This is a genomic window from Leyella lascolaii (genome assembly GCF_900079775.1).
Lineage (GTDB): Bacteria > Bacteroidota > Bacteroidia > Bacteroidales > Bacteroidaceae > Prevotella > Prevotella lascolaii.
Genome location: NZ_LT556036.1, coordinates 71,664 through 88,552, shown reverse-complemented (window position 1 = coordinate 88,552; position 16,889 = coordinate 71,664). Strand labels below are relative to the sequence as shown.

Below are 16,889 nucleotides of genomic sequence, written 5' to 3'. Positions count from 1 at the left end.
TCCTATCACATCGCGAAATTAAAAAAAAAACATCAGAAAACCGCACTTGCAGCATTAAAAAGCGCAAGTGCGGTCAAAGTCGTCAGTCAGTAAGACTGCGGAATCACTGTTTTATTATTTTCGCCGTATAGACCTTATCATCACACCAAGCCTTGAGGAGATATACTCCAGCCGTCAAATCCGTCATGTCAATGCTCGAACAGTTGCCGTCCAAGACCTTTGCAACACTGCCGGACACTGAGCACAGACTGACTTTTGACACATTCCCGTCACATGACAGATTGAGTCTGTCCTTCACCGGATTAGGATATACCGACATTCTGCCGTTTTTCTCCACTTCCGAGATGTTGTCTGCGACCTCTGCAGTGAAATGGTATGAGCCTGAGCCGAGGCTGTAAACCATCATTCCATCCTCATATTTCACGAACTCGACTCCTTCCGCCTCCGATGCAGGCACGCCGTTTTCATAAACCGCCGCGTTCTCGCCTGTCACAGGAAGATAAAGCGTTGCGGTGGCATTTGCAGGAACAACGACCTTATAATCATGCAATACGCCATCACCGGCAGTCCATGAAGAGACTATCTTTCCATAATTACAGTCGTAGCCGCAGTCCACTTTGTTTATCCTTTCCTGTCCGTCCGGTATGGAGGAACGGCTGTCTATGCACGGGCGAAGGATGATATGCCTGAATCCGGGATTATCCTCACTTACAGCGATACCAGCCATATTGCGGTACATCCATTCGCCCACCGCACCATAAGCATAATGGTTGAACGAGTTCATCGAAGCGTCACCGAAACCTTTTTCCTTTGTATAAGAATCCCATCTCTCCCACATTGTGGTAGCTCCCTGGTCTATGCTGTAGAGCCATGAAGGACATTCTCTCTGCTGCAACAGGTTGTATGCCTTGTCTGCAAGTCCGTTGTCAGACAGTGTGGTATTGATGACCGCCGTACCGACAAAGCCAGTATTAAGTTTCTCACCGTTTGATGTGATAAGGCTCTCAAGCCGTTTCGTGAGATAGTCATACTGGTTCTGATCCTTGTACAAGCCGAAGTTGAGAGCCAGAAGGCATGCTGTCTGTGTAGGACGTCGCAATGCTCCTGTCGAGGAAATGAAGAAACGGCTCTGGAACTCGTCCTTTATATTATTGAACAAAGTCTCATACATGTCAGCCTTCCGTGCGTATTCGTCGTTCTCGGATTGGCTCAACACCCTTGACATCTTAGCCATAAGGCGGGCGTCATAAGCATAATATGCCACACTGACATAGCGCGGATCTGTCGTTGCGAACGACAGCCAGTCGCCGTGAGCAGTGCCTCCACCCTGATACTTATAGCCGTCGCCCTGCTGCGTCGAGAGCCATGTCATGTATCTCTCCATCGACTCATAATTGTCCTCTATTATGCTCTTGTCTCCCGACATGAGGTAAACGTTCCACGGCACGATGATGCCTGCGTCCGCCCACGCGCCGTTTCCGAATTCCGTCCAGCTAACAGGAGCGATGTCATAGTAAGCCCCGTCCTCACGCTGACCGTCGCGTACGTCTGTCATCCACTTCTCATAGAATGCGGAGACATTCGAATTATACATCGCGGTATTTGTGAAAACCTGCGTGTCGGCAGTCCATCCCAACCGCTCGTCACGCTGCGGACAGTCTGTCGGAACAGAGATAAGGTTGCTGCGCTGCCCCCATATGATATTGCTGAACAGTCTGTTCACCATGTCGTTATCGGTCGTGACATATCCTATATCCTCATGCGACGAGCTTATGGGAACGCCTTTTATTGAAACCACCTCCACGTCTTCAGTCGGAGTAAGCTCGCAATAACGGAATCCGTAGAATGTCGTTGTAGGACTGTAAGTCTCGTTTTCCACACCCGACATTGTATAATACAGTTCCGCCTTAGCCGTGCGTAGATTGGCAAGATAGAGACTTCCCCCGGGACCGTCGTTGGCTCTGCTCTTCTCTCCGGTGTCGTTCAGCATCTCCGCAAAACGCAGATGCAGACGAGTGCTGCGCTTGCCGTTGACCTTGAACTCGACCCATCCTGCAAAGTTCTGACCGAAGTCGAATATGACAGACTGCCCCTTCCTGAGTTTCACCGGAGCGTCTCCGTCCACCTTGTCCACGACATTTATCATGCCGTAATCGCCCGAACCTTCTGTCGTACCCTCGTATATCGTGGCAGTCTTTACGGACAGTATGTTGTCGTCAAGCACCTTTACGAAAGGTCCTTTCTCCGCTTCTATCACGCCGTTGAAGCCAGTATTCTCAGCCACGGCATTCCATGTACTGATGTCGCTTCCGTTCCAGTCGGTCACGATGCGTGCGTCATACACCTCTCCGTCGTATATATCACCACTCTTCACGGCACCTTTTCTTGAAGACGCCCATGTGTCGTCGGTCACGATGACACCAGTAGTGTTGTCGTCATATGTTATCACCAGCTTGGCGATGAACCCTGTCTCAGGCGCGCCGTATATGCCTTTGGCTATCGCTCCAGCCCACCATCCCGGCGTGACGACAGCCCCTATGGTGTTCCTGCCTTCCACAAACAGTGACGTGACATCGTGCGACTGATAGAACACACGCTTGCGATAATCGGTCCAGCCGGGCTTGAGTTCCTCGTATACGGTTGTGCCGTCAGGCTGAAGATGTCCCACCCTACGTCCGTTGACAAACACATCATAGACACCGAGAGCCGACGTGTAGAGTTTCGCTGACCTTACTTTCTTCTCCACCGTAAAGTCCTTGCGGAACATCGGAGCTCCGTATGTGGCATCCTGCATCATGCGGTTTTCGGTTCCGGTGACATGCATGTGGCACTTGCGGTTGCCGTCTACCACGACGATGTCCGGACTGTAGAAATATTCGGAGTTTTCGCTTTCAAAATCTTCAAAGAACACCACCTCCGGCTCTCCGTCACCGTCAAATACGGTCATTTTCAGATTGTCAAAGTATGCTTCCTCCTTTACTGTAGCGGAAGTATTGTCTACCCGGAGTCCGAGATCGCCTTTCGCCAGTACACCAGAATTGTCGGTATACGTATCGACCAGTTCTCCGTCAATAAAAGTCTTTATCACGTTGCCGTCCACATCTATGGTGATGTGACGCTCATGACCAAGAAGGTCATCCTTCGAGAAAGCCGTAATCCTGACGTCCTCGTGCCACGGCGTCGTACTGTTGTTGTAAATATGTCGGCGCACGAGCGGCACATCACTGTCGGCAGTGTTTATCTGCCACATGAAATAAGTGTTACGGGCGGTAGCTCCGAACACAACTGCGGCATTGTCTCTTATAAGGGTCATGTCGGTCTCCACCCTATATCTCAGATTCGGGACAACCTTCTTCTGCCATGCGTACACGCTCTGCTGCGTGGAGCCTACCACATAGAGCCTGCCGCCGACAACCTCACCAGCCGTGAAGCCGTTTGTCTTGGAGAAATCCTCCGAGAACAGAACGTTGTCTGAAGACGTGGAAACCCTCACGTTGTCGAAGTATGCCGTCTCCGGCTGCATGTCGTAGTCGCCGTAATCCTGACGTATACCTACATCACCATAAGGGAAATCGCCGTCGCGCTCATCTATCATGACATCATTGAGGAAGGTTGTGGCACGGTGTCCGCCGTCAGTCACCTCTATGCGCAGACGGTAAGTCTCACCGTTCCGCAGACTGACAATGCCGTTGAGCTCTTTCTCTCCGAGCAAAGCCGGATTGCCGTTGTTCCACACATGCGGGCGGAACTTGGGATTGCCCGTATCGGTAGTGTTGAACTGCCACATATAGAAATTGCCCTCTCCTGTCTTTGCGAAGCATATGCCAGCAGCCGTGTGCTCAATCTCGAAATCCATCTCCACAGTATAGTCGCTCACACTCCCGACAGACGTGCCATAAGCCTCATCGGACGCCTTTATCCATTTGGCGCCGCTCCATCCCGACCCCATGAGTCCGGTGTCGAAATAAGCCTGTTCGTCAGAACGAGCCTCATTGCCTTTGTTGTCTCTCACAGTGACGCTCCAGAAATAGCGTGTGGACGGCTGCAGGGATATGCCCTCCGCCGGCACGTTGGACGATTCAGACGACTCGATGACACCGGAATCCCACACGACGCTGCCGTCACTCGCGCCTTCAGTGACGACAATGCGGTAGGAAGTCTGCAAGACAGACCTTTCGTCCGACTCCAGTTTCCAGCTGAAACAAGGTTCGGTGTCGTCAATGCCCTGCGGATTCTTCTGCGTCATCACGCGCAGTCCGGTCACCCCCAGCGCACCGTACGCATTGGCACACATCAGGAGCAACGACACAAATAATAAGTTTCTTCCAATCATAATGATAAAAAATAGGTTAGATCTTTAAAAAAGCGAGACACGCCGTCTGCAACTGCGGCGTATCAGGCATTTGACATTCTGTATGGCACAAATGTAATAATAATATGTATGCAATGCAAAAAAGAGAAGATGATAACGGACATACAGTACACAAAGACTGCCAAAAAACTGACTGGCAGTATCAAAAAACTTATACCGAAAAACAAAAAACAGGGGATGGCTTCATAAAAAGCCACCCCCTGAATATACTTGTCTCTGATGTTTCAGTATTACATCATGCCGCCCATTCCAGGCTGTGCCATAGGCATTGCCGGCTTCTCCTCGGGCTTGTCAACAATGAGACACTCTGTGGTAAGGAACATGCCAGCTATCGAAGCGGCGTTCTCAAGAGCCACACGTGCCACCTTAGCCGGGTCGATAACACCCTTATGGCGCAGATCCTCATAGCAGTCTGTGCGTGCGTTGTAACCGAAGTCGCCTTCGCCCTCGCGCACTTTCTGCACTACGACAGCACCCTCACCTCCGGCGTTTGTCACAATCTGGCGCAGCGGCTCCTCTATTGCGCGAGCCACGATGTTGATACCGGTCTGCTCGTCAGCGTTGTCTCCCTTGAGGTCTTTGAGAGCTTCCTGTGCGCGGATGTATGTAGTACCGCCGCCGACTACCACACCTTCCTCTATGGCTGCACGTGTAGCGCAGAGCGCGTCGTCCACGCGGTCCTTCTTTTCTTTCATCTCCACCTCGCTGTTGGCGCCCACATAGAGCACTGCGACACCGCCTGAGAGCTTGGCAAGACGCTCCTGCAGCTTCTCCTTGTCGTAAGAGCTTGTGGTGTTGGAAATCTCGTTCTTTATCTGTGCTATGCGGTCTGCGATGAGCTGTTTGTCACCTGCACCGTTCACGATGGTAGTGGTGTCCTTGTTGACAGTCACCTTGTCGCATGTTCCGCACATGTCGAGAGTAGCCTTGTCGAGTGTCAGACCCTTCTCCTCGCTCACGACAACACCGCCTGTAAGAACCGCGATGTCCTCGAGCATAGCCTTGCGGCGGTCGCCGAATCCGGGAGCCTTGACAGCGCATATCTTCAGTCCGCCACGCAGACGGTTGACAACCAGTGTGGTGAGAGCCTCAGAGTCAACGTCCTCAGCGATGACGAGCATCGGGCGTCCGCTTTCTGCCGCCGGCTGGAGAATGGGCAGGAAGTCCTTCAGGTTGCTGATTTTCTTGTCGTAGATGAGAATATACGGATTGTCCATCACACACTCCATCTTGTCGGCGTCTGTAACGAAATATCCGCTCAGATAGCCGCGGTCGAACTGCATACCCTCAACAACACCGATGCTTGTGTCGCGGCTCTTGCTTTCCTCGATGGTGATGACACCGTCTTTGGAAACCTTGCGCATAGCGTCGGCGAGCAGCTTGCCTATCTCGGGGTCGTTGTTGGCAGACACTGTAGCCACCTGCTCTATCTTGTCATAGTTGTCGCCCACAACCTCAGCGTTGTCCTTGATGAAACCTACGACAGCGTCTACAGCCTTGTCTATACCGCGCTTCAGATCCATAGGATTAGCTCCGGCAGTGACGTTCTTCAGACCTTCGGTAACGATAGCCTGTGTCAGAATGGTTGCGGTAGTGGTACCGTCGCCGGCGTCGTCGCCTGTCTTGCTTGCGACGCTCTTCACGAGCTGTGCTCCGGTGTTCTCGAAGCGGTCCTCAAGCTCAATCTCCTTTGCCACGGTAACGCCGTCCTTTGTTATCTGCGGAGCGCCGAACTTCTTCTCTATTACAACGTTGCGTCCTTTAGGACCGAGTGTCACCTTGACAGCGTTTGCGAGCTGATCCACACCTCTTTTGAGCAGATCGCGCGATTCTATGTTATATTTTATTTCCTTAGCCATAATTGTCTTATTTTTTTATCTGTTGTTTTTTAAATGTTTGCATGCGGTTGATCAGCCCACGACAGCGAGCACATCGCTCTGGCGCATGATGAGATATTTCACACCCTCATACTCGAGCTCGGTTCCCGAATATTTGCCATAAAGCACTTCGTCGCCCTCTTTCAATACCATAGGTTCGTCCTTTGTACCATTTCCGGCGGCTACCACCTTGCCGTGCTGCGGCTTTTCTTTGGCTGTATCAGGAATGATTATTCCTCCCACTTTTTCTTCAGCTTGTGCCGGAAGTACCAGCACTCTGTCTGCTAACGGTTTAATGTTCATAATGGTTATATGTTTAAAGTTTAATCTGAATTTACTTTCCGGGCGCGCCCTCTTCGGACGCTTTCACCTTGCTAACAGCCAAAACCATGCCAAAAAAGGATGACTGACAGATTTGTCATCAGCATACTGACAATTCTGTCACATTCTGACGGCATGCCGGACAGCTGCCGAGGAGCCTCTGAAACATGCCAGCCTGACCGGCAGGAGGCAGTCAGGACACCAATGACAAATGTATGACGCGCTGTCAGACATCTGTTCCCCTGACGCGGAGCAGACCCCATAACGCGCCCGGATTCCGGCAGACATGTCTTGCGACATCTCCGGCAAAAGCGCGAACCGCCTGTCATGACAGCAGCGCGGAATAATGAAGATGTCTTACGATATGCTTGTTCGGAACGGGTGAATATATATTCAGTACGATTGTATATTTATGCATAAACTGCGGAAAAGATTCCGTCATATCGCGTCATGGCGCGATTATTCGCAGCGGCAATGTGTTTTTGTCGTGAAAACGCGATTCTTAAGACTTACACGTAACACGTTGTCTACCAACTGTTTGCCGTAAAGCACGCGATGAGAGAGAAAAAACGGAGGTGCGGAAAAGCCTTTTCCGACACACGGAAAAGCCCGTTCCGTCATACAGGAAAGGCTTTGCGGAGAGACAAGACAGTGTCTGCGGTGAGACGGAAAGCACCGTTTGGCATGCCGGAATGACGGAAATCGCTTCGCGGAGATGCCCGCAACGTGTTTCTGAAGGTGTTTTCCTGCCCTACGGCATTCTGTTTTGAAGATTACGGATGTAAATATTTTTTACTTCCGGAAATGAATTTTTATGCATAAACAGAAGCCCACCGGATGACAATACGCAAACAGACAGACACCGCACATACGTCATGACACCGAACAAAAAATGCGGTATGCCGAAGAAATATCCGACATCAGGCTATTCATAATTTATATATTGTGCAGTTGACGGACATGAGATATTCGGCTCATGCCGGAGATGCGGGCTGACAGACAGATAAAAAGCGTGACGCGGACTCCCGGCTGTTGTGCGGAAAAGAGATGGTGGAAAACAGGTGATGTGCTGATATCTTATTTGCATTATGATGGTTTATATGAAATAAAACAGATAGAACGCAAGGACTGCATGAGTGACAAGAATGGCAGGAACGCCATATCTGAACTTGCGGTGGAGCGTCTTATGACGCCATACCTTCATGCCCGCCCACGCCCCGACGCTTCCTCCCACGGCGGCATACATGAGCAGCGATGCCTCGGAAATGCGCCTGCGCCTGTGCGCGGCATTCCACTTGTCTATTCCGAAAGCGATGAAAGCCGCCAGATTGACGGCGGCAAGATAAGTCAGGAGGATATATAATAGATGTGTATTCATATGTCAGTTTATTTTCATTTTAACCCGGATTGTTATCAGACTTCATCCTTTTTCCGTACTACTGTCAGACATGTTGCCTTCCGCTTTTGCCGAAGATGCGGAGTGCCACACCAAGCAGGAGCGGGAAGATGGATGGTGCCAACAGTGAGGAAGAGGGATTAAGAGCATATAAATCAAGTGAGAAGCGCACTTTGGCTGGTCTGATGACAATTCGCGTTCAGTATTTTCCCTTACACCATGTCTCACTCCACGTTTATAAGCTCGATGTCGAAGACAAGCGCGGAGCAGCCCAGAATGTCACCCGACGCCTTGCGTCCGTACCCTTTCTGCCATGGGACAAACACCTGCCAGCGGTCTCCCGAGCGCATGTGGCACAACGCGGTGCGCAATCCCTCAATGAGTGTGTCCACACGAAACGCTTCCGGACAGGAGCGCACACGCGAGTCGTCGAACACCGTTCCGGAGACAAGCGTTCCGGTGTAGTGCACGGTGACAATGCTGCGGGGACCTGCCACGACCGAGCCGGAGCCTTCAGCCAGGACCTTATACAGCACTCCCCCTTCAAGCTCACGCACCCCTTCCCCGTCTGCCATCCGTGCCATGAAACTCTCGTTCTGCCGTCTGTATACTTCTTTACGGTTCATACGTATTCTATTTTCAGTTCGTCTGTCACCACAAAATCATCATCCGCCGGATTCTCCGGAACGTATATGATGCGCATGCCACGGCATGAGGACGGAATCTTAATGGTGTCGAGGGCAAGCCAGCAAGGCGGTCCGTAATCGTAGGACCTGCCTGTGAGCACTATCCTCAAAGACACTAAGTCGAACTCATAATAGCCGCCTCCCAGACATTTCTCGCCCGGCTGCAACAGATGTTTGTGCAGGCACACCCTTCCAAAACGGAAGAAGCCTTTGTCTGTAATTATGAATTTGGGTTGTTCCATCTTATTCGCAGATTCAGGAAATATCACCGTCAAGGCATTGAAAGCTGACGCGACGTGAGTCAGTTCTTTGATTCCCGAGTGCAGCTTATCTTATACAAAGATAATGCAAACGAGCGGAAAGAGAGCTGGCTCTTAATTTCCCGAGTGCAGTTTATCTTATACAAAGATAACGCAAACGAGCGGAAAGAGAGCTGGCTCTTAATTTCCCGAGTGCAGCTTATCTTATACAAAGATAATGAAAGGTGAGTGCAGAAACAAGGAAGGAAAACGTAGTTTTACTTAGCTTGGTACTGCCGAACCGCATCTTATCTTATGCAAAGGTACTCCTTATGTTTCAAATAGCATCCATTATGACCACACAAAAATGGCATTCTGTGTGTTTTTCCTTCATGACAGTCATAACGGCAATACTTCCATAAAACTGTCATGAAACGAATTGAATGGATATTACATAAATGATAAAAACTGAATACTCGAAAAATATGACGTCAATGAAAGGCTATTTTAATTAAAATACACTATCTTTGCATAAGATAAGATGCGGTTCGGCAGTACCAAGTTAAGTAAAACTCCGTTTCTCTTACTTGTTCCTGCGCTCACCTTTCATTATCTTTGCATAAGATAAGATGCGGTTCGGCAGTACCAAGTTAAGTAAAACTACGTTTCCCTTACTTGTCTCTGCACTCACCTTTCATCATCTTTGCATAAGATAAGATGCGGTTCGGCAGTACCAAGTTAAGTAAAAACTCCGTTTCCCTTACTTGTTCCTGCACTCACCTTTCATCATCTTTGCATGATATAGCAGCATCCGGCAATGTAAGAGCAGGCTCTGTTTCAGTCCGTTTGCGCTTTATTGAAGAAAAAGCATTATTTTACTTATACTATAATCCTGAATTCGTATGAAAAATTTCTTTAAACAAGTCCTTGCGACAGTTGTCGGACTGATAGCCTTCGGAGCTATCGTAACCTTCATGGGAATAATAAGCATAGTGGGAATGATTGCCTCAGGCGACAGCACTCCTGAAGTGAGCAATAACTCCGTAATGGTGCTCAATCTGTCCGGCGTGATAGACGAGCAGGGACAGGAGGACTTCCTCGGAACACTCACAGGAAACACGATGAGCAACCTCGGGCTCGACAATATGCTGTCTGCCATAAAGAAGGCTAAAGACAACGACAAGATAAAAGGCATATACATAGAGGCGGGAATATTGCAGGCAGGATACGCCACAATGCAGGAGATACGCAACGCCCTGCTCGACTTCAAGAAGAAAGGAAAGTGGATTGTAGCATACGGAGACACTTACACTCAGGGCACTTACTACATAGCCAGCGCAGCCGACAAGGTGTACCTTAATCCGAAAGGTATGATAGACTGGCACGGACTGGGCGCACAGCCACAGTTCTATAAAGACCTTATGGCTAAGTTCGGGGTGAGATATCAGGTTGTAAAGGTGGGAACATACAAGAGTTTCACCGAGACCTACACCGAAGACAAGATGAGCGACGCCAACCGCACGCAAGTGTCGGCATACATCAACGGCACGTGGAACAACATATGCAAGGCTGTGTCTGAAAGCAGAAAGATAAGCACCGACTCGCTCAACGCCTACGCTGACAGACTAATAACGTTCGAGCCGGCGGAGAACATACTGAAATACAAGATGGTGGACGGACTGATATATGCCGACCAGGTGAAGGATGAGATAAAGAAAATGCTCAAAATAGGAAAGGACAAAAAGATAAAACAGATAGGACTTTCCGAAATGGCGAACATCAAAGACAAGAAAGCTAAGGGCGATGAGATTGCCGTGTACTACGCATATGGCAGCATCGTGCAGTCGGGGGCGGCATCGGTGCTCTCACAAGAGCACAGCATCGTGGGTCCGGAGGTGTGCAAGGACCTTGAGGACCTGATGAACGACGATGACGTCAAGGCAGTGGTGGTGCGCATAAATTCAGGCGGAGGAGACGCTTATGCGTCAGAACAGCTGTGGCACCAGATGGTGGAACTGAAAAAGAAGAAACCGGTGGTAGTGTCGATGGGCGACTATGCCGCATCAGGAGCCTACTACATGAGCTGTCCGGCAAACTGGATTGTGGCGCAGCCTAACACGCTCACCGGAAGCATCGGTATATTCGCAGCCATACCGGACATGAGCGGACTGATAACACAGAAGCTGGGAGTGAAGTTCGACGAGGTGAAGACAAACCGTAACAGTACGTTCGGCAACGTCATGGCACGTCCGTTCAACGATGAGGAACTGGACTACCTGCAGGCTTACGTGAACCGTGGCTACCAGCTGTTCCGCCAGCGCGTGGCTGACGGCAGACGCCAGAAGACCGCCGACATAGAGAAAGTGGCGCAAGGAAGAGTGTGGCTCGGCAGCGACGCATTGAAGATAAAGCTTGTCGACGAGCTCGGAGGACTCAATCAGGCTGTGGCAAAGGCGGCGTCGCTCGCTAAACTGAAAGAGTATCACACGAAGAACTATCCTGCCGTGCCAAGCTGGACCGAACAGCTGATGGCGTCAGCAGGACGCAATAATTATCTTGACGAACAGCTCAGACTGACACTGGGCGACCTGTACGAACCGTTTGTCATGCTGAGAAGCATGAACGAGAGGGAGGTGCTACAGGCTCGTATTCCGTTTGTACTGAACATAAAATGAGGACAGAAGGGGATTTCATAAAAATAAACGAATGGCTGCTGCCGCTGAGCTGGCTCTACGGCATCGGAGTGAGATTCAGAAACATGATGTTCGACATCGGTATTCTGAAAAGCAGACGGTATGACATCCCCATAATATCTGTAGGCAACATAACTGTGGGCGGATCGGGCAAGACTCCGCACGTGGAATATCTAATTTCGCTGCTTGAAAAAAGAGCGAAAGTGGCTGTGCTGAGCCGGGGCTACAAGAGAAAGAGCCGCGGATATGTGCTCGCGAAGGAAGACACGGCAATGCGCGACATAGGTGACGAGCCGTATCAGATGAAGAAGAAATTCGGAAACATACACATAGCCGTGGACAAAGACAGACGGCACGGCATAGAACGGCTCACATCAGACAGGGAGACAAAGGACACTGAGGTGATTCTGCTCGACGACGCCTACCAGCACAGATATGTAAAAGCAGGCATAAGCATACTGCTCGTGGACTATCACAGGCTGATAATATACGACAGACTGCTGCCTGCCGGACGCCTGCGAGAGCCTCAGTCGGGCAAGTCGAGAGCCGACATCGTAATAGTGACAAAGTGTCCCAAGGACCTCAAACCGATGGAATACCGTGTACTGCAAAGGGCTATGGGGCTTTATCCTTATCAGAAGCTGTTCTTCACGTCGATAGAGTACTGCGGACTGAAAGCTCTCTTCGGAAACAGGGAAATGGCGCTTTCTGAAATAAGAAAGGACACAAACATACTGCTGCTGACCGGAATAGCCTCTCCACAGCAGATTGTGATGGACATCAAGCCTTATTCGAAGAACATTCATCCGATGACGTTTGCCGACCACCATCAGTTCACAGCGGAAGACATAAAGGAGATAAACCGCAGATTCAACAGCTTGCCGCAACCGCGTATGATTGTGACTACGGAAAAGGACGGAGCAAGACTGGAAGACGCCGACGGACTGGAAAAAGAGACAAAAGACAATATTTTCGTCCTGCCGATAAGAGTGAGATTCATGTCGGACGGAGAAAAGACATTCAACAATAAAATAATAAGCTATGTACGGAAAAATACAAGAAACAGCACAATGGCTGAAAGAGAGAATGACAACAGCTCCGCAGACAGCCATCATCCTGGGCACAGGTCTGGGACAATTAGCTTCAGAAATAACTGACAGTTACGAATTTCCTTATCAGGATATACCTAATTTCCCGGTTTCTACAGTAGAAGGACACGCAGGTAAACTTATATTCGGAAAACTCGGGGACAAGGACATCATGGCAATGGAAGGACGATTCCATTATTATGAGGGATACTCGATGAAGGAGGTGACATTCCCTATAAGAGTGATGTATGAGCTTGGCATCAAGACTCTTTTCGTATCGAACGCTTCCGGAGGAATGAACCCTGAGTTCAAGATAGGCGATCTGATGATTATCACAGACCACATAAACTTCTTCCCCGAACATCCTCTGAGAGGAAAGAACTTCCCCACCGGACCACGTTTTCCGGACATGCACGAGACATATGACCGCGAACTGATAGCAAAGGCAGAGGCTATAGCCGTGGAGAAAGGCATACGTCTGGTACACGGTGTGTATATGGGCGTGCAGGGACCTACATTCGAGACACCGGCAGAATATAAGATGTATCATCGCATGGGTGCCGACGCTGTAGGCATGAGCACCGTCCCCGAGGTAATAGTGGCGCATCATTGCGGAATAAGAACGTTCGGAATAAGCATCATAACCGACCTCGGACTTGAGGACACACCGGTGGAAGTGAGCCATGAAGAGGTGCAGGTGGCAGCAAATAAGGCGCAGCCGCTGATGACAGAGATAATGAGGGAGATGATAAACAGGGCATAACAGACATGACTGAGATTTCAAGACTGGGTGAGTTCGGACTGATAGAGCATCTCACTAAAGACATAAAGATAAAAAACGAATCTACAAAGTACGGCGTGGGAGACGACTGCGCCGTACTTCATTATCCGCATTCCGAAGTGCTCATAACAACAGACATGCTGATGGAGGGCGTGCATTTCGACCTGACATATATCGACATGCAGCATCTGGGATATAAATCGGCAATGGTGAACATAAGCGACATCTTCGCCATGAACGGCACACCGCGGCAGATGGTAGTGAGTCTCGCACTGAGCAAACGATTCTCGATAGAGGACGTTGAACAGTTCTACAGCGGACTGCGGATGGCGTGCGACAAATGGGGAGTCGACGTTGTGGGCGGAGACACGACATCATCCTACACCGGACTGGCTATAAGCATAACATGCATAGGCGAAGCTGAAAAGGACAAGATAGTATACCGCAACGGTGCAAAAGAGACTGACCTGATATGCGTAAGCGGCGATCTCGGTGCGGCTTATATGGGACTTCAGCTTCTGGAACGGGAAAAATCGGTGTATTACCAGCAGGTGAATGAGGCAAGAAAAAAAGATGACAAACGCGCGCTGGAGGAACTGGCGCACTTCCAGCCTGACTTCGCCGGTAAGGAATACTTGCTGCAACGACAGCTGCAACCGGAAGCACGGGGAGATGTTCTTGCCAAACTGCGCGAGAACAATATACGCCCTACTGCCATGATGGACATAAGCGACGGACTGAGCAGTGAACTTATGCATATATGCAAGCAAAGTAACTGCGGATGCAGAATATACGAGAAAAACATACCGATAGACTATCAGACGGCTGTAATGGCTGAAGAACTGAACATGAATGTGACGACATGTGCGCTGAACGGAGGCGAAGACTATGAATTGCTGTTCACCGTTCCGATAGGCGACCATGAGAAAATAGAGGCAATGGATGGTGTGAAACTTATCGGACACATCACGCGCCCGGAACTCGGACAGATGCTCGTAACATTCGACAACAACGAATTTGAACTGAAGGCACAAGGATGGAATCCGTTGAGATAACCATATTGCGTATAACATAACGCAAATACAACGTCATACGCAACATAAATACAACGTCAGATACAAGCAAAAAGAGTCTGATAACGGTATATTTCCGGAAAATAAAAAACGTGATACAATATCATACATCAACCGGTGTTATATTGCATTTCCGACTCTTTCGCACTGCTTTTTAAAAAAAAACAGTGCCAGTGAGCGCAATGGGAGCTTGCTCACATATTGCCAAGCGCAGCCTGTTTTATAAAAAATGCAATAAAAAATTTTGCATTACGGATTATTTTCCGTACCTTTGCAACCGCAAATAAGCACTGAAGATGGTGCCATAGCTCAGTTGGTAGAGCAAAGGACTGAAAATCCTTGTGTCACTGGTTCGATTCCCGTTGGCACCACTTTAAAGAAAATCAAATAGCAGCAAAACTCCTGATTTCCAAGCGAAATCGGGAGTTTATGCTTTACAGAATGTCAAAAAACGAACAGAGGAGACTTCCTCCAATGGTATAATATAAAAATAAAAAAAGCGTAATGCTTGTCTTATAACTTAATAACACAGGAAATTTTAAAATCGGCTACAAGGATAGTATAACGATTCTCACGCATGCAGCGTGGGGTATTATTGTTACTTCTGAATCTTATATTTTCTGCTATATTCAAGTTAAAAGTATGGCATAGTTGGCTCACGCTTTCAATATATAGTTAAAATCCTGATAGGGGCAATCTGGAATATGAAAATATGAATATGAACAAAATTATCACAGCATTTGCGCTCATAGCTGTTATTCTGGCATCGGCTTGTAGTGATGATGAGCCTAAAGACGCAATCAAGGAAATAAAGATGTCCGTTTCGTCAGAAACAACATACAGTTATGTTAACGGCAGTGAACAGCTCGTAGAGTGCATGCTCGTCATGTCGGAAGATAATCCAGGAGTATGGGAGCCTCTCAGATTAAATGGCATAGAGGGTTTTACATACGAGAAAGGACATGAATATTATCTTTCGGTAAAGCGCAGAAAACTTGCAAATCCATCTGCGGATGGTTCTGACCGTACATATTCACTCATCCGTATTCTTGATGACAGATACGTCACAGAGCATGAAATACCAACAGAAACACCGATAACATCTGAAGAAGATATCAAATACTATGATTTATGCCCTATTAATAAATATGCATCCGCCAATGGATATATTGTAGATGAGAATGGTAAAATAATCTATGACGACGATTACGGTTCATCTCTTCCTTCATATGCTAATGCCCGTATCTGGCTGGAAGACATCCTTGACAAAGAAGATCCAAATTGGGTGAAATTTGAGTCAGTGCCTTACATGGCAACATATTCGTTTGTACTGTCTCCGCTCACCGATGAGATTCGTTTGGTACGAAACGGTTCATCCGGACCAATGTTCAAAGATGTTGTACCTGAAAATGAGTTTTCACATATTACCCAATCAATGCAATCAGGCGAAGAAATACGCTATGCTCTAATCCTTGCAAATGTATATAAGAACGGTATCCAGAAATTGGAGTTTACCATAAGAAAACAATAACAGATATAAGCAGTCAAATTTTACCATCACTCAATTTTCTTACAAAATCGAATCTGCATAACATCGCCTACCCAATTTTAGTGTATGGCGATGTTTTTGTTGTTAAGTATCGTTAGTGTCCGCTAAAACTCAAAAATCATAACAGCTCCAAACGTAATGCAGATAATCGCAATTTAGCATTATATCCTATTTCTTTTGCATAATTTCGATCTACATGTATCTAAGCAATCAAAACTTTTTTGTATCCTTAGGCACATACATTCTTTATAAGATATGCGCTATGGATAAGGACTATCAGAACACGGGCAACATCCTGGAAGTGACGGGCGGTGATGAAGCAAAGAAGCCCGAACACGCAATCACAGCAGAAATCAGCATTGAGGTGACGGGTGAGAATGGACCGACGAAGTACGACAAACACCGTGAGCGTTGGGTGGTAGTTGCCATGTGGTCTTTTGTTGCCTTTGTCATTTCCGCGTTACTCTTCACACTTGTGGATGTGAATATATATTCATTCTACACTCTTGTTATAAGCACCGCCGTATGGGTCTTTTCATCAACCAAATCTTCAGATATTGACCCCGAAGACACAATGGACACAATCACATGGTATTACGGCGTGCTTTAGCCTTCGCCTACTTTTCCAACATCTGCTCAAACCTCTGCAAGGCGTATTCCCTGCTGATATACTCGACTTTCTCTCCGTATGCAGCTGTACTCTCCGCATCCCATGGAAACGGCAGAAGGGTGCGCGGTGTAAGATTTTTCCTCATATACGGCTGTATGACTATCACCGCCTGCATGCGCATACGGTCCCATCCGTAATAATGGC

General features: G+C 48.5%; 13 protein-coding genes and 1 tRNA gene. 7 read left to right on the top strand and 7 right to left on the bottom strand.

The features are described 5' to 3' along the window. Positions 1-103 precede the first annotated feature (103 nt). The 6 genes from BN4609_RS03485 to BN4609_RS03460 all read right to left on the bottom strand — a co-directional run bounded on the left by BN4609_RS03485 (position 104) and on the right by BN4609_RS03460 (position 8,894). Positions 104-4,333, bottom strand: coding sequence for a family 78 glycoside hydrolase catalytic domain (locus tag BN4609_RS03485; protein WP_084791342.1), 4,230 nt, complete (start codon positions 4,331-4,333; stop codon positions 104-106). 269 nt (positions 4,334-4,602) lie between these two features. Then, entirely contained in the window at positions 4,603-6,231 is a 1,629-nt protein-coding gene (groL, locus tag BN4609_RS03480) for a chaperonin GroEL (RefSeq protein WP_068855308.1), read from the bottom strand. A gap of 51 nt (positions 6,232-6,282) precedes the next feature. After that, complete coding sequence (locus tag BN4609_RS03475; protein WP_068855307.1) at positions 6,283-6,552, bottom strand: co-chaperone GroES; 270 nt, start codon at positions 6,550-6,552, stop codon at positions 6,283-6,285. Between the two features lie 1,114 nt (positions 6,553-7,666). Further along, complete coding sequence (locus BN4609_RS15600) at positions 7,667-7,948, bottom strand: DUF1294 domain-containing protein (RefSeq protein WP_084791341.1); 282 nt, start codon at positions 7,946-7,948, stop codon at positions 7,667-7,669. Between the two features lie 242 nt (positions 7,949-8,190). Further along, positions 8,191-8,592 (bottom strand): BamJ family beta-barrel-assembly machinery protein, encoded by a 402-nt coding sequence (gene bamJ / locus BN4609_RS03465; protein WP_068855305.1) that lies wholly within the window; start codon positions 8,590-8,592, stop codon positions 8,191-8,193. Further along, positions 8,589-8,894 (bottom strand): hypothetical protein, encoded by a 306-nt coding sequence (locus tag BN4609_RS03460; protein ID WP_068855304.1) that lies wholly within the window; start codon positions 8,892-8,894, stop codon positions 8,589-8,591. The genes bamJ and BN4609_RS03460 overlap by 4 nt, the downstream gene beginning before the upstream one ends. A gap of 899 nt (positions 8,895-9,793) precedes the next feature. Here BN4609_RS03460 and sppA point away from each other — a divergent pair. The 7 genes from sppA (at position 9,794) to BN4609_RS03420 (ending at position 16,685) form a co-directional block, all read left to right on the top strand. Next, positions 9,794-11,566, top strand: a complete 1,773-nt coding sequence (gene sppA, locus BN4609_RS03450) for a signal peptide peptidase SppA (RefSeq protein WP_068855302.1) — start codon at positions 9,794-9,796, stop codon at positions 11,564-11,566. Then, on the top strand, positions 11,563-12,741 hold the full coding sequence (lpxK, locus tag BN4609_RS03445) for a tetraacyldisaccharide 4'-kinase (RefSeq protein WP_068855301.1): 1,179 nt from the start codon (positions 11,563-11,565) through the stop codon (positions 12,739-12,741). The genes sppA and lpxK overlap by 4 nt, the downstream gene beginning before the upstream one ends. After that, on the top strand, positions 12,626-13,435 hold the full coding sequence (locus tag BN4609_RS03440) for a purine-nucleoside phosphorylase (RefSeq protein ID WP_084791340.1): 810 nt from the start codon (positions 12,626-12,628) through the stop codon (positions 13,433-13,435). The genes lpxK and BN4609_RS03440 overlap by 116 nt, the downstream gene beginning before the upstream one ends. A 5-nt stretch (positions 13,436-13,440) precedes the next feature. Continuing rightward, complete coding sequence (gene thiL / locus BN4609_RS03435; protein WP_068855299.1) at positions 13,441-14,508, top strand: thiamine-phosphate kinase; 1,068 nt, start codon at positions 13,441-13,443, stop codon at positions 14,506-14,508. 316 nt (positions 14,509-14,824) lie between these two features. Next, positions 14,825-14,897, top strand: a tRNA-Phe gene (locus tag BN4609_RS03430). A 347-nt stretch (positions 14,898-15,244) separates the two neighbouring features. After that, positions 15,245-16,057: a DUF4377 domain-containing protein gene (locus tag BN4609_RS03425; protein ID WP_068855625.1), complete on the top strand. Its 813-nt coding sequence runs from the start codon at positions 15,245-15,247 to the stop codon at positions 16,055-16,057. A gap of 280 nt (positions 16,058-16,337) precedes the next feature. After that, on the top strand, positions 16,338-16,685 hold the full coding sequence (locus BN4609_RS03420; protein ID WP_068855298.1) for a hypothetical protein: 348 nt from the start codon (positions 16,338-16,340) through the stop codon (positions 16,683-16,685). 7 nt (positions 16,686-16,692) lie between these two features. On the opposite strand, the gene BN4609_RS16405 is transcribed toward BN4609_RS03420, so the two are convergent. Next, complete coding sequence (locus tag BN4609_RS16405; RefSeq protein WP_164071564.1) at positions 16,693-16,830, bottom strand: hypothetical protein; 138 nt, start codon at positions 16,828-16,830, stop codon at positions 16,693-16,695. Between the last annotated feature and the right edge of the window lie 59 nt (positions 16,831-16,889).

Coding starts and splice junctions, on each gene's coding strand:
- bamJ (WP_068855305.1), bottom strand. CDS start 8,592: ATGAACCGTAAAGAAGTATACAGACGGCAGAACGAGAGTTTCATGGCA.
- BN4609_RS03440 (WP_084791340.1), top strand. CDS start 12,626: ATGTACGGAAAAATACAAGAAACAGCACAATGGCTGAAAGAGAGAATG.
- sppA (WP_068855302.1), top strand. CDS start 9,794: ATGAAAAATTTCTTTAAACAAGTCCTTGCGACAGTTGTCGGACTGATA.
- BN4609_RS03485 (WP_084791342.1), bottom strand. CDS start 4,333: ATGATTGGAAGAAACTTATTATTTGTGTCGTTGCTCCTGATGTGTGCC.
- lpxK (WP_068855301.1), top strand. CDS start 11,563: ATGAGGACAGAAGGGGATTTCATAAAAATAAACGAATGGCTGCTGCCG.
- BN4609_RS03425 (WP_068855625.1), top strand. CDS start 15,245: ATGAACAAAATTATCACAGCATTTGCGCTCATAGCTGTTATTCTGGCA.
- BN4609_RS03460 (WP_068855304.1), bottom strand. CDS start 8,894: ATGGAACAACCCAAATTCATAATTACAGACAAAGGCTTCTTCCGTTTT.
- BN4609_RS03475 (WP_068855307.1), bottom strand. CDS start 6,552: ATGAACATTAAACCGTTAGCAGACAGAGTGCTGGTACTTCCGGCACAA.
- BN4609_RS16405 (WP_164071564.1), bottom strand. CDS start 16,830: ATGAGGAAAAATCTTACACCGCGCACCCTTCTGCCGTTTCCATGGGAT.
- thiL (WP_068855299.1), top strand. CDS start 13,441: ATGACTGAGATTTCAAGACTGGGTGAGTTCGGACTGATAGAGCATCTC.
- BN4609_RS15600 (WP_084791341.1), bottom strand. CDS start 7,948: ATGAATACACATCTATTATATATCCTCCTGACTTATCTTGCCGCCGTC.
- BN4609_RS03420 (WP_068855298.1), top strand. CDS start 16,338: ATGGATAAGGACTATCAGAACACGGGCAACATCCTGGAAGTGACGGGC.
- groL (WP_068855308.1), bottom strand. CDS start 6,231: ATGGCTAAGGAAATAAAATATAACATAGAATCGCGCGATCTGCTCAAA.